This window comes from Streptomyces sp. MAI_2237 (assembly GCF_054189285.1).
In genome coordinates, this window is record NZ_JAJPGQ010000005.1 from 510385 (window position 1) to 525315 (window position 14931).

14 protein-coding genes are annotated in these 14931 nt (G+C 70.6%); 9 read left to right on the top strand and 5 right to left on the bottom strand.

Annotated elements, in window-relative coordinates:
• On the top strand, window positions 1-1107 hold the full coding sequence (locus LN251_RS30595) for an AI-2E family transporter (RefSeq protein ID WP_458247405.1): 1107 nt from the start codon (window positions 1-3) through the stop codon (window positions 1105-1107).
• A 15-nt stretch (window positions 1108-1122) separates the two neighbouring features.
• On the opposite strand, the gene LN251_RS30600 is transcribed toward LN251_RS30595, so the two are convergent.
• Entirely contained in the window at window positions 1123-1506 is a 384-nt protein-coding gene (locus LN251_RS30600) for a hypothetical protein (RefSeq protein ID WP_458247406.1), read from the bottom strand.
• Between the two features lie 9 nt (window positions 1507-1515).
• The gene (locus LN251_RS30605; protein ID WP_458247407.1) at window positions 1516-2073 is read right to left on the bottom strand and encodes a phosphatase PAP2 family protein; all 558 of its coding nucleotides are present in this window, start codon (window positions 2071-2073) and stop codon (window positions 1516-1518) included.
• Window positions 2074-2296: 223 nt separating this feature from the next.
• Here LN251_RS30605 and LN251_RS30610 point away from each other — a divergent pair, with 223 nt between their 5' ends.
• Both LN251_RS30610 and LN251_RS30615 read left to right on the top strand, forming a co-directional pair.
• A complete protein-coding gene (locus LN251_RS30610) occupies window positions 2297-3175 on the top strand; it encodes an SDR family oxidoreductase (RefSeq protein WP_458247408.1) in 879 nt (292 codons plus the stop codon).
• 225 nt (window positions 3176-3400) lie between these two features.
• Complete coding sequence (locus tag LN251_RS30615; RefSeq protein ID WP_458247409.1) at window positions 3401-4162, top strand: hypothetical protein; 762 nt, start codon at window positions 3401-3403, stop codon at window positions 4160-4162.
• Between the two features lie 125 nt (window positions 4163-4287).
• On the opposite strand, the gene LN251_RS30620 is transcribed toward LN251_RS30615, so the two are convergent.
• Complete coding sequence (locus tag LN251_RS30620; protein ID WP_458247410.1) at window positions 4288-5829, bottom strand: lysyl oxidase family protein; 1542 nt, start codon at window positions 5827-5829, stop codon at window positions 4288-4290.
• Window positions 5830-6691: 862 nt separating this feature from the next.
• Here LN251_RS30620 and LN251_RS30625 point away from each other — a divergent pair.
• The 4 genes from LN251_RS30625 (at window position 6692) to LN251_RS30640 (ending at window position 10512) form a co-directional block, all read left to right on the top strand.
• Window positions 6692-7354 (top strand): glycoside hydrolase family 11 protein, encoded by a 663-nt coding sequence (locus LN251_RS30625; RefSeq protein ID WP_458247411.1) that lies wholly within the window; start codon window positions 6692-6694, stop codon window positions 7352-7354.
• Window positions 7351-8046 (top strand): polysaccharide deacetylase family protein, encoded by a 696-nt coding sequence (locus LN251_RS30630; protein WP_458247412.1) that lies wholly within the window; start codon window positions 7351-7353, stop codon window positions 8044-8046. The genes LN251_RS30625 and LN251_RS30630 overlap by 4 nt, the downstream gene beginning before the upstream one ends.
• Window positions 8047-8239: 193 nt before the next feature.
• A complete protein-coding gene (locus LN251_RS30635; protein ID WP_458247413.1) occupies window positions 8240-9427 on the top strand; it encodes a DUF2235 domain-containing protein in 1188 nt (395 codons plus the stop codon).
• Window positions 9428-9579: 152 nt separating this feature from the next.
• Window positions 9580-10512: a L,D-transpeptidase gene (locus LN251_RS30640; RefSeq protein WP_458248197.1), complete on the top strand. Its 933-nt coding sequence runs from the start codon at window positions 9580-9582 to the stop codon at window positions 10510-10512.
• Window positions 10513-10550: 38 nt separating this feature from the next.
• Here LN251_RS30640 and phoU read toward each other — a convergent pair whose 3' ends face one another.
• On the bottom strand, window positions 10551-11225 hold the full coding sequence (gene phoU / locus LN251_RS30645; protein WP_458247414.1) for a phosphate signaling complex protein PhoU: 675 nt from the start codon (window positions 11223-11225) through the stop codon (window positions 10551-10553).
• Window positions 11226-11402: 177 nt separating this feature from the next.
• Window positions 11403-12506: an ABC transporter substrate-binding protein gene (locus LN251_RS30650; protein ID WP_458247415.1), complete on the bottom strand. Its 1104-nt coding sequence runs from the start codon at window positions 12504-12506 to the stop codon at window positions 11403-11405.
• Window positions 12507-12742: 236 nt separating this feature from the next.
• Here LN251_RS30650 and LN251_RS30655 point away from each other — a divergent pair, with 236 nt between their 5' ends.
• Both LN251_RS30655 and LN251_RS30660 read left to right on the top strand, forming a co-directional pair.
• Window positions 12743-13504: a 2-phosphosulfolactate phosphatase gene (locus LN251_RS30655; protein WP_458247416.1), complete on the top strand. Its 762-nt coding sequence runs from the start codon at window positions 12743-12745 to the stop codon at window positions 13502-13504.
• Between the two features lie 146 nt (window positions 13505-13650).
• On the top strand, window positions 13651-14916 hold the full coding sequence (locus LN251_RS30660) for a cytochrome P450 family protein (protein WP_458247417.1): 1266 nt from the start codon (window positions 13651-13653) through the stop codon (window positions 14914-14916).
• The last annotated feature ends 15 nt before the right edge of the window (window positions 14917-14931 follow it).

Below are 14931 nucleotides of genomic sequence, written 5' to 3' on the forward strand. Positions count from 1 at the left end.
ATGGAAAGGCGTCCCGTTCCGGTACGCACCATTCTCGCCGCCATCGGTCTGGTGCTCACTGCCTATGTCGCACTGCAACTGGTGGTCCAGACCCGCCGGGTCCTGGTGTGGATCGTGATCGCGCTGTTCTTCGCCGTCGCCCTGTACCCGGCGGTCGACGCGCTGGAGCGACGAGTCACGCGCTGCCGGCGCTCGGTGGCCACGCTGCTGGTCTTCCTGCTCGCGGTCGTGGTCGTCGGCGGCCTGGTGGCGCTCTTCGTCACGCCGCTGGCTCAGGAGGGCTCCCGGCTCGCCGGCCGGCTGCCCCACCTCATCGAGGACGCCCGCGCCGGCCGCGGACCGGTCGGGAACCTGCTGGAGCGCACCCATGCCCTGCGCTACGTCCAGCAGCATCGCGGGCAGATCCGCTCCTTCGCCACCGGCCTCGGCACACCCGCCCTGGCGTTCGTCCGCAGCGCGGCCACCACCGTCGCAGGCGCCGTCACCATCTTCGTCCTGGCCTATCTGATGGTCCTCGAGGGGCCCAAGGCCGTCGGCGGCGCGCTCGCCCTGACCGACGAGGCCCGCGCGGCGCGCATCCGTAGGGTGGGCGCCGAGTGCGCCCGGACCGTCAACGGCTACCTGACCGGAAACCTGCTGATCAGCGTCATCTGTGGCGTCCTGACCTATGTGATGCTGCTGATCGCCGGGGTGCCGTTCGCCGGGCTGCTGGCTCTCTTCGTCGCCATCGCCGACCTCATTCCGCTCGTGGGAGCCACGCTGGGCGCCGTCGTCGCCTCCGTCGCGGCGTTCATCCATTCCCTTCCGGCCGGCATCGCCGCCATCGTCTTCTTCGTCGTCTACCAGCAGGTCGAAAACCATCTGCTGCAGCCGCTCATTCTCTCCCGGACGGTGAAACTGAATCCGCTGACCGTTCTGGTCGCGATTCTGCTGGCCGTCGAGATCGCGGGAATTCTCGGAGCCCTGCTCGCCATTCCCGTCACCGGAATGATTCAGGTGATCCTTCGTGACATCTGGTCCCACCGCGAAGGCCGGCCGCTGAAACTGCCCATGCGGGGTGACGAGACCCGCGAGAAGACCGTCCGGGCCACCAGCGACGCCGACTAGAGCAGGGCCCTGCCGTCACCACAGGCGCAGGAAACTCCGGACATCGTCATGGCCGTCGAGTGCCCGACCGTCCACGTCCGACGGGTCCGCCTCGGCTCGCGCCGCCAGTGACTCCACCAGGGCACGGGCCTCAGCACTGAGACACCCGAAGCGACGAGCGGCATGGCCAAGGCACAACCCGGCCAGCCCGAGCAGCGGACTGCCCGGCACCGCCCGCGTCCCGACCTGCACGCACCAGTGCTCGACGAACTCCGCATCGTCGTCGTGCAACGCGGTGCCGACCAGGACTCCGGCGGCCTCACCTTCCGCCGAGCGGTCACGCAGAGCCCGCTCCAACGTCTCGGCCACCACCTCGTGAGGCAGCGCGGGAGGGTTGTGGAAGCTGCGATGGGAATGCATCCCGCGAGACTACGCGGACCCCGTCCAAGGACCATATGCCGGCAGCCACGCGGGCGGGGCGGGGCGAACAGTGCGGCGCTGGCCGGTCAGCGAGCGTCGCACCAGACGCGGCGTGGAGCGCACCAGACCGGCGCTGGCGAGCCCGATGGCGGCGCCGGCCGCGACGTCGGTGGGGTAGTGCGCTCCGCTCCACACCCGCTCGACGGCCACCATGGCGGCGGGCACGGCGCACAGGGCTCCCGCGACCGGCCAGGCGGCAACGACGGCGCCGGCGAAGGCGGCAGCGGCGGCGGTGTGACCCGAGGGAAACGACGACGAGTCGGGGCGGTCCTCGACCTCGTCGTGCGGAAACCATTCCTCTGGTGGCCGGGGCCGGTCGGTGAGCTGTTTGCACAGACCGCTGCAGATCACCTGGGCCACCACGACGGCGCCCAGTCCGCTGACCGCGGCCCGGCGACCGCGCCGGTCACCGAACAGGGCCATCGTCCCCGCGGCACAGCACCACAGCTTCGTCTTCTGCGCGGCCTTCTCCACCACCGTCAGCGCCTTGCCGACACGCCTTGGCATTCGAACGGCGGCCTGCTGTGTCACGATCCGGTCGCTCTCGCACAACCCCGTCAGCACCCTCATGAACTGCGGGTTTCCCCAAGACCGCGGTCCATAACGGAATCGGGGCGCTCGGCGGTCTCCGGTGTGGTCCGTGCCGGTTCGGGTACTTGGGGGCACCCCACCACGCACGTCGCGCCGGGCGCCGTACCGGCATCGCGGCGGCACATGAGGAGGACGTACCGTGGCCCAGCCACAGCACCCCACGCATCAGCACCCGCAGCCAGACTTCCCCTCCCAGGACCAGCCGCATCCCGGCTGGACCGGACCGATGGACCCGCCTCCGGACCACGGGGAGGAGTCCTACCGCGGCAGTGGCCGCCTGGCGGACCGCAAGGCCGTGGTCACCGGCGGGGACTCCGGCATCGGCCGGGCGGTGTGCCTGGCCTTCGCCCGGGAGGGCGCCGACGTCCTCTTCACCTACCTGGAGGAGGAGAAGGACGAGGCCCGGGAGACGGCACGGCTGGTGGAGGACGCCGGCCGGCGCGCGCTGCCGGTCGTCTGCGACATCCGCGAGGAGGACAACTGCCGGGCTCTCGTGGACCAGGCCGTCGCCGAGTTCGGCCGCATCGACGTGCTGGTGAACAACGCGGCCTACCAGATGTCCCAGCCGGACGGCATCGACGCCATCTCCACCGAGCAGTTCGACCGTGTGCTGCGCACCAACCTCTACGGCATGTTCTGGCTGACGAAGTTCGCCGTGCCGCACATCCCCGAGGGCGGCAGCGTCATCAACTCCGCGTCCGTACAGGCGTACAAGCCCAGCCCGCATCTGCTCGACTACGCCATGACCAAGGGCGCCATCGTCACCTTCACCCAGGGACTGGCCCAGATGCTGATCGACCGCGGCATCCGCGTCAACGCGGTGGCTCCGGGCCCGGTGTGGACTCCGCTGATCCCGGCGACACTGCGGGACACCGCGGAGTTCGGCAAGCAGTCCCCGATCGGCCGCCCGGCGCAGCCGGCGGAGATGGCCCCGGCCTACGTGTTCCTCGCCTCGCAGGAGGCGTCCTTCATCACGGCCGAGATCGTCAACGCCACCGGCGGCACCCCGCTGCCGTAGAACCGCCGCCGCGCCCTCGACCGGGGTTTCGCCGACGCCGGCCCTGGTACCGGAGGACCGATGGAACAACGCCGTTGAAAAAAACAGGAGTTGAGCCGCATGAAACGGTCCTTATGCACATCCCGTCCGGCCGCGTGGGGCACGTGCGGTCTGCTGTCCGTAGCGCTGCTTGCGGGATGCGGCAACGACACTGGCGGGAAAGGCGCGAGCGGCGCCGACGGAACGGTGTCGGAGGGCAGGACGCAGCGGTCGTCGGCGAAGGTGGTCCAGGCGACCCATGCGAAGACCAGCCAGGCGAAGACCGCGCGGATCAAGCTGTCGACCACCGTCTCCGCCGGCTCCGACGAGCAGACGATCACCGGTTCGGGAGTGCTCGATCTCCGCGACGGCACGAGTCGCCTGCGCATGGGCCAGGGCAGTCGGCAGCTGGAGCAGCGCATCGTCGACCATGTCCTCTACGAGAAGGCCCCGGCGGCAGGCGGCCGACTCCCCCAAGGCAAGAGCTGGATGAAAGTGGACCTGCGCCGGCTCGACACCTCACAGGGCAGTGGCGCCACGATGAGCGACCCGGCCGACTCCTTCGCCTACACCAAGTCCCTGTCCGGGAAGGACGTGCGCAAGGTGGGCGAGGAGACGGTGAACGGCGTGTCCACCACGCACTACCGCGTCCTGCTCGATCTCTCCAAGCTGGCCAAGGGCGACTCGGCACAGGAGCGGAAACTGCGCGCCCGGCTCGGAGACAGCGTTCCCGTGGACCTCTGGATCGACAAGGGCGGGCGCACCCGCCGCCAGCAGATCCTGATGACGGTCAAGAACTCCGCGCAGACGGGCTCCAGTGCCATTCCGCACCAGGCCCGCGCGAAGGTCGTCATGGACCTGAGCGACTTCGGCACCGCCGTGGACGTCACCGCTCCCCCGGCCGGTCAGACCGTCGACGTCACCGCCAAGGTGTCGCAGCGGACGGGGACGGACCCGTCGGCGAACTGACCGACCCGCGCGCCGGAACAGCGTCACCGTCGTCGACCGGCACGTATCCGGTCAGGTCGACGACGGCATGACGCGGGGTCGGGCGGCCCCGCCGGACCGCCCGACCCCGCGATGCGGCTGTCGGATCAGGGCGCGTCGACGAGGCCGACCGCCGGCACGGTCACCGTGCGGGCGCCGGTCGTGCCGCCCAGGACGACCTTGCGCAGGGAGACGTTGTTCGTGGTGCTCGTCTCCTTCAGGCGGTGGTCGGGGTTGGCGATGACCTGGATGTAGTACGTGCCGTTCGGCAGGCCGGTGACGTCGAACGACTGGCCGGGACGGATCTGGCTGTAGGTGTCGCCGTTGCCGACGTCCAGCACCTCCCGCACGGACACCGAGTTCTCCTCACCGCAGGCGGTGGCGAGGTCGGTGTTGTCCGGGTGCCAGTTGGCGTTCTTCACCGTGTAGTCGATGGCGTCGGTGTTGGCCAGGCAGAACGCCTCCTTGCCGCTGCGGACGATCTCGTTCTTGTCCGCGCCCAGCAGCCGGTAGCTGGCGAAGTCGTGGAAGTGCCAGTGCTGGTGGCCCTCCCTGGGGTCCCATTCCATGCTGCCGGTGGGCGTGTACCCGACCTGCTTGCCGTTGGCGTCGTAGAAGTACTGGTAGGCGTCCATCGTGTCGGCGCCGGGCTTGCGGAACCCGTCGACGACCAGCGGGGAGGGGCCGCCGTTCCACACGGTGGCGCCGAAGGCCAGGTAGTCCTTGCCCGCGGCCGCTCCCGCGCCGCCGTCCGAGCCGTCGTTGATGGAGATGCCGTACGCCGGCAGGGCCCGCAGGTCGGGTTTGGGCAGAGCGGCCGCGTCGGTACGGGCGCCGGTCGGGCGGTGCTTGTTGGGCTTCAGCACGCGTGAGGCCGCCCCCGAGGAGGCCTTGCCCTTCACCGTGCCGTCGGCGGCACGGGTGCGCGGGGCCGCGCCCACGCCGCCCTCGCCGGCGTCCTGCACGCTCACCTTGATCGTCTGCGGGGCGTCGGTCATGCCGAAGAGGTCACGGTACTTCTTGGCCACCCGCACCGTCGCCGTGTACTGACCGGCGGCCAGGTCCGCGGGTGCGCTGTCCCAGCTCTGGCCGACCCCGGCCGCCCAGCCCTGCTCGGTGCCCCAGACACCGCCGAGGGTGAAGGGGTTGTCCGAGCAGCCGCCGGGGTAGCGGGAGGTCGCCGGGGCGTCCGGGCGGATGCGTCCGGCCCGGTTGTTCGGGCAGAAGGCCTGCTTCGTGCTCAGCACCTTCTTGCCCGCGGCGTCGGTGACGGTGACCTCGAGGAACCCGGGCAGGCCCGTGAAGTCCTTGACCAGGCCGGCCGGAAGGGTCTTGGTGTGCGTGGTTCCGCCACTGCGGATGATCTGCTGGGCGACGACGGGGTCGTTGTAGGACTTGCGGGTCACCCGGAACTCCAGGGCCGCCTTGTCGACGGTGATGTAGGTCCCCAGGTCCAGGTAGACGCCCGGCTCCCCGCTCCACCGTTCGAGGGTCACGGAGTTGGACGCGGCGATCAGTTTGAGCTTCGGCGCGACGGGCGTCGCCGCTCCGGCGGTGGGAGCGACCCCGGCCGCGGCGGCGGCCATGGTGAGCGTCGCGGCGGTGACGATCGCCGAACGACCTAACGTGCTTCTGTGGTACGTGGTCATCGAATCCTCGTTCACAAGTGCCTGACGGCATCGGGCGGATGGTGAGGCACGTCGGAATCTGTGTGCCATATGTGAACAGGGGTGCGGGAGCACGTTGGTTGCCTCGCCGCAGCCACCAACTGCGTGCTCTCCGAACCGGGTTGCCGCGGACGCGCATCGGCCGGGCAGCACCCTGAGGCCGTGCTACCCGGAATCCAACTCCCGTCCCGTGCGGCGCGGACCAGGACCTGAGCCCGGGGCCCTGCCTCGCGGGAGGCGTCGACGGCGTCGGCGATCCCCTGGCGTGCGGTGTCGGCGTTGCTTTCGGGCACGGCATCCAGCCGGGTGTCGATGGCGCTTCGGTATCCGGCGGACAGCAGCGCGCCGAGCAGGGCGACACCGAGTGAGGTGCCGAGTTCGCGGGCTCCAGCAGGGCGGTGCCGTGCACTGGCCCCGCTGGATTGACCACGACGGAGTCGTCCGGGCCGCTCCTCGCGCCCTGTACGCCGGCGAGCAGGTCATGTGGCCGTATGTGCAGACGTTCACCGACCGGCTCCGGCCCACCGTACGGTCGGAGGCCGAGCGGGTCGCGGGGCCCCTGAGCCCAGGCGGTCGACGGACGCAGACGATCGGGCCCGAAGGGGACACCTGAATTCGGACCGCCCTATTCACACCGGAAGAACTCCGAAACATTCGATAGATCAATTCCCTCCAGTTGATCTAAAAAAGCGATTCCATTCTTGGCCAAAACTCATCTGACCGTGACGAATCAATGTCGAATGTTTCGAAATACCTACCGAAACTATTGACGCTTGACGGGTGCAGGCCAAAACTGGCGGACCGAACCACAACCCCGGCCTCTCTGGACGAGGAGGACCCCCACATGACGCACGACATCACCCGCAGGGGCGTCGGCGCCCTGCTGCTGGGCGGCGCGGCCGCGCTGGCACTGCCCGGTACCGCCCGCGCGGCCACCGTCGTCACGACCAACCAGACCGGCACCAACAACGGCTTCTACTACTCGTTCTGGACGGACGCCCAGGGCACGGTCTCCATGACCCTGAACTCCGGCGGCAACTACAGCACCAGCTGGCGCAACACCGGCAACTTCGTCGCCGGCAAGGGCTGGAGCACCGGCGCCCGCAGGAACGTCACGTACTCGGGCAGCTTCAACCCGTCCGGCAACGGCTACCTGTCGCTGTACGGCTGGACGTCCAACCCGCTCGTCGAGTACTACATCGTCGAGAACTGGGGCACCTACCGGCCCACGGGAACGTACAAGGGCACCGTCAGCAGTGACGGCGGCACCTACGACATCTACCAGACGACCCGGTACAACGCCCCGTCAGTCGAGGGCAACAAGACCTTCAACCAGTACTGGAGCGTCCGCCAGTCCAGGCGCACCGGCGGCACCATCACCACCGGCAACCACTTCGACGCCTGGGGCCGGGCCGGGATGCCGCTCGGCAGCTTCAAGTACTACATGATCCTGGCGACGGAGGGATACCAGAGCAGCGGCAGCTCCAACATCACGGTGTCGGGATGAGCGGCGCGACCCGGCGCTCGCACCGCCCCGTGACGACGGCCCTCACGGCTGTCACGCTGGCCGCCGCGGCCACCCTCGCCGTCCAGACCGCGCACGCCGGTCCCGCCCGGGCCGCCACGTGCAACGGCTATGTCGGCCTGACCTTCGACGACGGCCCGTCCGGGAACACACCCAACCTGCTGAACGCACTCAAGCAGAGCGGGCTGCGGGCCACGATGTTCAACGAGGGGCAGTACGCGGCCGCCTACCCGGCCCAGGTCAGGGCCCAGGTCGCGGCAGGCATGTGGGTGGGCAACCACACCTACACCCACCCGCATCTGACCACGCTCGGCCAGGCCCAGATCGACTCGGAGATCTCCCGCACCCAGCAGGCCGTCTCGGCGGCGGGCGGGGGAACGCCCCAGCTGTTCCGGCCGCCGTACGGCGAGACCAACTCCACGGTCCGGACTGTGGCGGCCAAGTACGGCCTGACGCAGATCATCTGGGACGTGGACTCGCAGGACTGGAACGGCGCCAGTACCGACGCGATCGTGGCGGCCGCCGGACGCCTGACCAACGGCCAGGTGATCCTCATGCACGACTGGCCCGCCAACACGGTCGCCGCGATCCCGCGCATCGCGCAGGGGCTCGCCGCCCGCGGCCTGTGCGCGGGGCGGATCTCGCCCCAGACCGGCCGCGCCACAGCACCCTGACGGCACCCGTGGTCCGCAGCGACCGCGCATCGGAAAACAACGGCGCCCGTCCCCGGCGCCTCCGATGCGCGGTCGCTCGGCTTGCCTCGGGCAACGGCGAAGTCGTGTACGGACGGTTCGCAGGACTCGTCGGCGGTGCGACCATGAAGGCGGCACCCCTGTGCCGTGTGAGGCGCCCGAAAGGAGGCCCGACATGGCCAGACGTCTGGTCGTCTGCTGCGACGGGACATGGAATCTCGCCGACCAGCCCAGCAAGACCAATGTCACCAAGGTCGCCCTGGCCGTTCTCCCCAGCTCCGCCGACGGGACACCACAGCGCGTGTACTACCACAGCGGCGTCGGCACCCGCCGGCGAGAACACCTGCGCGGCGGGGCGTTCGGCGTGGGCCTGTCCCACAACGTCCTGAGCGCCTACCGCTTCCTCGTCGAGAACTTCGAACCCGGCGACGACGTCTACCTGTTCGGCTTCAGCCGGGGCGCGTTCACCGCCCGCAGCCTGGCCGGGCTGATCAACAACAGCGGAATCCTGCGCCGCCGCAACGCCCACCGCACCAAGGAGGCGTGGGCGCTGTACCGCAGCCGGATCGAGAAGCCGAACGGCGCGGCCTCCACCCTCTTCCGGCGGGCCTACGCGCACGAGACGGACATCCACTTCATCGGAGTGTGGGACACGGTCGGCGCCCTCGGCATCCCCGTACCGGGTCCCCCTTGGCTGGCTCCGGTCGTGCGTCTGGTCAACCGCCGCTGGGCGTTCCACGACACCGACCTCGGTCCTCGGGTCCGGGTGGCCCGGCACGCGCTGGCGATCGACGAGCGGCGCGAGGCGTTCCGGCCGACGCTGTGGAACCAGCGGCCCGAGGCCGCGGCGGGTGGCCAGACGCTGGAGCAGGTCTGGTTCACCGGCGTGCACTGCGACGTAGGCGGCGGCGAGCGGGAGACCGGGCTGTCCGACATCGCCCTGCTGTGGATGGTGGAACAGGCGCGTCGTGCCGGTCTGGAGTTCGACGCCGAGGCGTTCAGCGCGCGCGGACCGGCCGTGATGAAACCGGACCGGAGCATCGACTTCCGCGTGCGGGCGGACCCCATGGGCCCGGTGCACGAGTCCCGGACGGGCCTCTATCGCCTCTTCAGGCCCCTGCACCGGCCCATCGGCCATCGAGAGGACAGGCAGTACGTCTCGGCGACCGCCCGCCGACGCTACGACGACGATCCGGCCTACCGCGAGAGCTCCCCGGCACTGGCCCGGTACCTCACCGAGCCGACCCGACTCGACATCGCCCAGGTTCCCCTGACAGCCGCCGCGGCGGGCCTCGTCCCGCAGCGCGTGCCACGGCCCGCGACACCGGCCCGATCCGGCAGCTCAAGTGACGTGGATCACTAAAGATCTATGTGCCGCACGCAACTGCGCCCCCGTGCATCACTGTCTGACAGAAAGGCGGGCCCGTCAGGGCCGGGGAGCGAGAGAGAGCGGAGCACGGCGTGGGACGGCGCAAGGGCAGCATAGGGATCGCACTCGTCACGGTCGCGACGCTGATGGGCGCGAGTGCCTGCGGCGGGGGCGGCGGCGACAAGGCGAGTGCGAACGACGGGAAGGCCTCGGGCAAGGCCAGCGCGAGCAGCTCGCCCAAGCCGACGAAGCCCGCGGGCCCGCCGATGCTGCTGGACACCATCACCCCGCAGACGGGCAACACGGTCGGCGTGGCCATGCCGATCTCGGTGATCTTCAGCAACCCGGTGGCGGCGAAGGCGCGGGCCACGGTCGAGAAGCACATGAAGGTGAGCGCTTCCCAGCCGGTGGCGGGCGCCTGGCACTGGATGGGCGACAGGCGCGCCGACTGGCGGCCGAAGAACTACTGGCCCTCCGGTACGACCGTCAAGATCGACGCCGATCTCAAGGGCGTCAGCAACGGCAACGGACGCTACGGCGTGCACGGCTACACGCACACCTTCAAGATCGGCGACGACGTGCGCGCGGACGTCTCGGTGACCGGCCACACCATGAAGGTGACCCGCAACGGCAAGCTGGTGCGCACCCTGTCGATCAACGCGGGCAGCGCCGAGTACCCGACCTGGAACGGCACGATGGCCGTCATCGACAAGCAGGAGAAGGTCCACATGACCTCCTGCAGTGTCGGCATCAGCTGCGACAAGGGCAGTGCCAACTACTACGACCTCACCCTGCCCTGGGACGTCCACCTCACCCAGTCCGGCACCTATGTGCACTACTCGACGGGCGACCCCTACCCGGGCAGCGGAAGCGCCCGCGGCTCGCACGGCTGCGTCCACCTGTCCATGTCGGACGCCAAGTGGTTCTACGGCCAGGTCAAGCAGGGCGACCCGGTGACCATCACCGGCTCACCCCGCGCCAAGGCGCCGGCCGACAACGGCTACGCCGACTTCAACCTGTCCTGGGACCAGTGGCTGACGGGCAGCGCTGCCGGGGAGCAGACGACCGCGACCCTGTGACGGACGGCGAGCCCGCCGGTCGCGCGGGCTCACCGCTCTCAGTGGATGACCGGGGTGTCCGGCTGGTAGTCGTCCGCGTGTTCGCCGGTGACCAGGTACACCACCCGGCGGGCGATGGAGACGGCGTGGTCGGCGAAGCGTTCGTAGTAGCGGCCCACCAGGGTGACGTCGACGGCCGTCTCCACGCCGTGGTGCCAGCGTTCGTCCATCAGGTGCTGGAAGATCATGCGGTGCAGCTCGTCCATGCGGTCGTCGTCCCGCTCCAACTGCAGGGCGGCGTCGACGTCCTGGGTGATGAGGACCTCGGCCGCCTGTGCCATGAGGCGCTGGGCGAGCTGGCCCATCTCCAGGATCGTCCGGCGCAGATCACGGGGCACGGCGTGCTGCGGGTGGCGGCGCCGGGCCAGCTTGGCCACATGCTGGGCGAGGACGCCGCAGCGCTCCAGGTCCGCGCTCATCCGCAGTGAGGTGACCACCACGCGCAGGTCCGTGGCGACCGGCTGCTGGCGTGCCAGTACCGCGATCGCCTGTTCCTCCAGATTCCGCTGCAGCTCCTCCACCTGGCCCTCGGTGTCGATCACGCTCTCCGCGAGCCGGAGATCGGTGTCGAGCAGGGCGCCGGTGGCGCGGCCCATGGCCGAGCCGACGAGGTTCGCCATCTCCACCAGCGCCTCGCTGATCGACTCCAGTTCCTTGTGATAGGCCTCCCGCATCGCCCTCATCCTCCAGTCCCACAGCGCGTCTGCAACGCTGCCCAGACTCGCACACCCCCTCGACGCCCTCGGCGCCCGCCTCGACTCGTCGCTCGCGCGAACAGCGCCGGGGGGGAACCAGGGCCGGTGTGCCGGGTGCGCCCGCCGGAGCCGACGCCCATGAGGGCCCGAGGTGGGCTACCTGACGGTGTGCAGGACGCGGAAGCGGTCGGGATGCTCCGGATCCCGGTCGACGACCTGGACCGGCGCCCAGGCCCACTGCCAGACGCCGATGCCGGGCCGGCGGGTGAACCGGATCCGTCCACGGGTGCCCTCGACGGCGACGCGCGGCCAGGACGCGGCCGTGCGCGCCCGGTCCGTGCCGTGCGCTCGCAGCAGCTCGGCGAGGACGAGGACCGTGTCGTACCCCTCGAAGGCCACGAAGGAGGGCGCCCCGGCCAGCCGCTCGCGCAGCACCGCGTCGACGCGGGCGCCCAGCGGGGTCATCCGCTCGGGCAGGTAGCGCAGGAACGGGACGCCGGCACCGTCGTCACCGAGCAGTGCCGCCCACTCGGCCAGCTCCGGCTGCCCGGCGGGAGCGCCCAGCGTGATCCCGGCCAGGCGCGGGTCGTCGCGGACGCGCCTGACGATCGGCACGGCCGGTTCGGGGAAGCCGACCAGCAGGAGGAGGGCGGTCGCCCGGTGGCCGGCGATTTCGTCGCACAGGGCGGCGGGGGTGAGCGTACGCGCATCGCATTCGGTCAAGGTCACGCCGCGGAAGGCGAGTCGGTCGCGGAGGATGCCGACTCCCGAGGCCCAGTACACGCTCGGTTCGGTCGCCACGGCGACGCGGCGGTGGCCCGCGCCGAGGAGGAAGTCCGCGTAGCCGCGCCAGCCGTACGACTGCGCCGGGGCGATGCGCGCGACCCAGTCCGTCGGCCACTCGGTGAGCGCGTCGAGCACCGCCGACGAGCAGAGGAAGGGCAGACCGAGGGCGTCGGCCCGGGCGGCTGCGGCGCGGGCGACGACGCTGTGGTACTCCCCCGCAAGGGCCGCGACACCCAGCTGAGCCAGTTCCTCCACGGCCGCCGTGGCCTTGCCCGGGTCGGCCGCGGTGTCGCGGACGACCAGCTCCAGTGGTCTCCCGCCGATCCCTCCGGCCTCGTTGACCTCCTCGACGGCCAGTTCGAGTCCGGCGAGCAGGTGCCGGCCGGACTCGACCCAGCCGGGCCGGGTGAGCGGAACGAGGACACCGATCCGGACGGCCCGCTCGGCACCGGACGGAGAGGGTGAGGTGTTCATGCGTCGGCAGCTCCCGCCTCGCGAGTCGTCGGCGGTTCACCCCGATCGCCGCGTACCAGGACTGGCCGACGCGCGTCTCGGCCCTGCGGGCGCACCTGGGTGACCATGCCGGTCATTGCATCCACGGCCACCGCCGGGAGACAACCGATTATTTGCTCCGCTGCCTCGATCCGCGGCGGGAGCAGAATGCTGGATCTCCCTCCTCGTCGATCGCCCCGGTGTCAGACTTCGCCGCCATGAGCGACTGGTTCCTGCAACGGCGGTACGGAGTCCGGTTCGAGTGGGGCCCCGTCGGCGCCCGGCACCTGGCGTCCGACACCGTCTGCCTGGTCGTCGTCGACGTGCTGTCGTTCACGACATCGGTGACCGTCGCCGTCGAGGCGGGCACCCGGGTCTTTCCCTGTGCGTGGCGTGACGAGACGGCAGCCGCGTTCGCCCGGGACAAGGGGGCGGCACTGGCCGTGGGCCGGCGAGCCGTCACCTCGGCCTCGCCGTGGTCGCTGTCTCCGGCGGCCCTCCGGCGGGCGCCGTTCACGCCCCGTCTCGTGCTCCCCTCGCCCAACGGGTCGGCCATCTCCGCGGCGGCGGCCGGTTCGACGGTCGTGGCGGGCTGTCTGCGCAATGCCGCGGCAGTGGGACGTCTGCTGGCGCGACAGGGGCACGGCACCACGCAGCGTCCCCTCGTGGTGATCGCCGCGGGTGAGCGGTGGCCGGACGGAAGCCTGCGCCCGGCGCTGGAGGACCTGCTGGGCGCCGGGGCCGTCATCGACGCACTGGGGGCGCGAGGCGCCGGCCCCCTCTCCCCCGAGGCGGCCGCCGCCCGGGCCTGTTTCACCCAGACGTCCGACGTCGCCGCCGCCGTGGCCTCGTGCTCCTCGGGCCTTGAACTGGCCCGAAGCGGTTTCGCCGACGACGTGGCCGTCGCGACCGAACTCGACGCGTGCGCCGTGGTGCCGGTCCTCACGGACGGAGCCTTCCACGACGGCACCGGGTCATAGCGGCACCGGGCAGGTGCGGTTCGGCCGGATCGTGCCGGTCGCGGGCACGAATCGTGACGGTTCGTGCCGGGCGGTCTCGTGCGGCCACGCCACGGCGACGTAATTTGCCGTGCGTACGGTGATCTTCCTGATCCTCGGAGGCTGCGATGGCACACCCCGATCCCCTGGTCGTCGGCCAGAACCCCTTAGTGATCGACGCGACCGGCGGCGACATCCACGGCGAGGCCGCCCGGATCCGCGACCGCGGCCCGGTGACCCCGGTCGCGCTCCCCGACGGCGTCGAGGCATGGGCCGTCAGCGACCCCGGCCTGCTCAAGCGCCTGCTCACCGACCCCCGCGTCTCGAAGGACGCGCGTCGGCACTGGTCCCGCTTCATCAGGGGCGACATCGCGCCGGATTGGCCCCTGTTCAGCTGGGTGGCCGTGCAGAACATGTTCACCGCGTACGGGGACGAGCACAAACGCCTGCGCGCCCTGGTCTCCAAGGCGTTCACCGCACGCCGTACCGCTGCGCTCCGGCCGCGGGTCGAGGAGATCACCGAAGTCCTGCTGGACCAGGTCGAGTCGGCGGGCGAGAGCGGACGAACCGTCGATCTGCGCGAGGAGTTCTGCTACCCCCTGCCGATCCGGGTGATCGGCGAACTGCTCGGCCTGCCCGAGGAACTGGGGACCGAACTGCGGGCCGTCGTGGACGGTGTCTTCCACACCTCCGCCACGTCCGAGCAAGTCACCGAAACGTACGCCCGGTTCTACGCCGTCCTCGCCGAACTCGTCGCGCTGCGAAGGAAGTCGCCCGGTGACGACCTGACCACCGCGCTCATCGCGGCCCATGACGACGAGGGCGACACCCGCCTGAGCGAGCAGGAACTCCTCGACACGCTGATGCTCATGGTCAGCGCGGGTCACGAGACCACGGTCAACCTCCTCGACAAGGCCGTCCACGCCCTGCTCACCCACCCCGACCAACTCGCCCTGGTCCGTGGCGGCGACGCCTCCTGGGACGACGTCGTCGAGGAGACCCTGCGCGTCGAGGCACCGGTCGCCAGCCTGCCGCTGCGGTACGCCGTGGAAGACCTGGCGATGGCGGAGTTCGGCGGTCCCGAAGGAGTCGTGATCGGCAAGGGCGAGGCCATCCTGGCCGCGTACGCCGCCGCCGGACGCCACCCGGGCCGCCACGGTGTCGACGCGGACCGTTTCGATGTCACCCGCGTCGACAAGGAGCACCTGGCCTTCGGCTACGGAGCGCACTTCTGCCTGGGCGCACCGCTGGGACGGCTGGAGGCGCGGATCGCGCTGCCGGCGTTGTTCGGCCGTTTCCCGCAACTGCGACTCGCGGTGGGCCAGGAGGAGTTGAAGCCGGTCGATTCCTTCATCTCGAACGGCCACCGTTCCCTTCCGGTCCGCCTGCGCTGATCGCGGCCGCCTCGC

Excerpts from the sequence above, each read along its gene's own strand:
- LN251_RS30595 (WP_458247405.1), top strand. The coding sequence starts at position 1 with ATGGAAAGGCGTCCCGTTCCGGTACGCACCATTCTCGCCGCCATCGGT.
- LN251_RS30600 (WP_458247406.1), bottom strand. The coding sequence starts at position 1,506 with ATGCATTCCCATCGCAGCTTCCACAACCCTCCCGCGCTGCCTCACGAG.
- LN251_RS30605 (WP_458247407.1), bottom strand. The coding sequence starts at position 2,073 with ATGCCAAGGCGTGTCGGCAAGGCGCTGACGGTGGTGGAGAAGGCCGCG.
- LN251_RS30620 (WP_458247410.1), bottom strand. The coding sequence starts at position 5,829 with ATGACCACGTACCACAGAAGCACGTTAGGTCGTTCGGCGATCGTCACC.
- LN251_RS30625 (WP_458247411.1), top strand. The coding sequence starts at position 6,692 with ATGACGCACGACATCACCCGCAGGGGCGTCGGCGCCCTGCTGCTGGGC.
- LN251_RS30630 (WP_458247412.1), top strand. The coding sequence starts at position 7,351 with ATGAGCGGCGCGACCCGGCGCTCGCACCGCCCCGTGACGACGGCCCTC.
- LN251_RS30635 (WP_458247413.1), top strand. The coding sequence starts at position 8,240 with ATGGCCAGACGTCTGGTCGTCTGCTGCGACGGGACATGGAATCTCGCC.
- LN251_RS30640 (WP_458248197.1), top strand. The coding sequence starts at position 9,580 with ATGGGCGCGAGTGCCTGCGGCGGGGGCGGCGGCGACAAGGCGAGTGCG.
- phoU (WP_458247414.1), bottom strand. The coding sequence starts at position 11,225 with ATGCGGGAGGCCTATCACAAGGAACTGGAGTCGATCAGCGAGGCGCTG.
- LN251_RS30650 (WP_458247415.1), bottom strand. The coding sequence starts at position 12,506 with ATGAACACCTCACCCTCTCCGTCCGGTGCCGAGCGGGCCGTCCGGATC.
- LN251_RS30655 (WP_458247416.1), top strand. The coding sequence starts at position 12,743 with ATGAGCGACTGGTTCCTGCAACGGCGGTACGGAGTCCGGTTCGAGTGG.
- LN251_RS30660 (WP_458247417.1), top strand. The coding sequence starts at position 13,651 with ATGGCACACCCCGATCCCCTGGTCGTCGGCCAGAACCCCTTAGTGATC.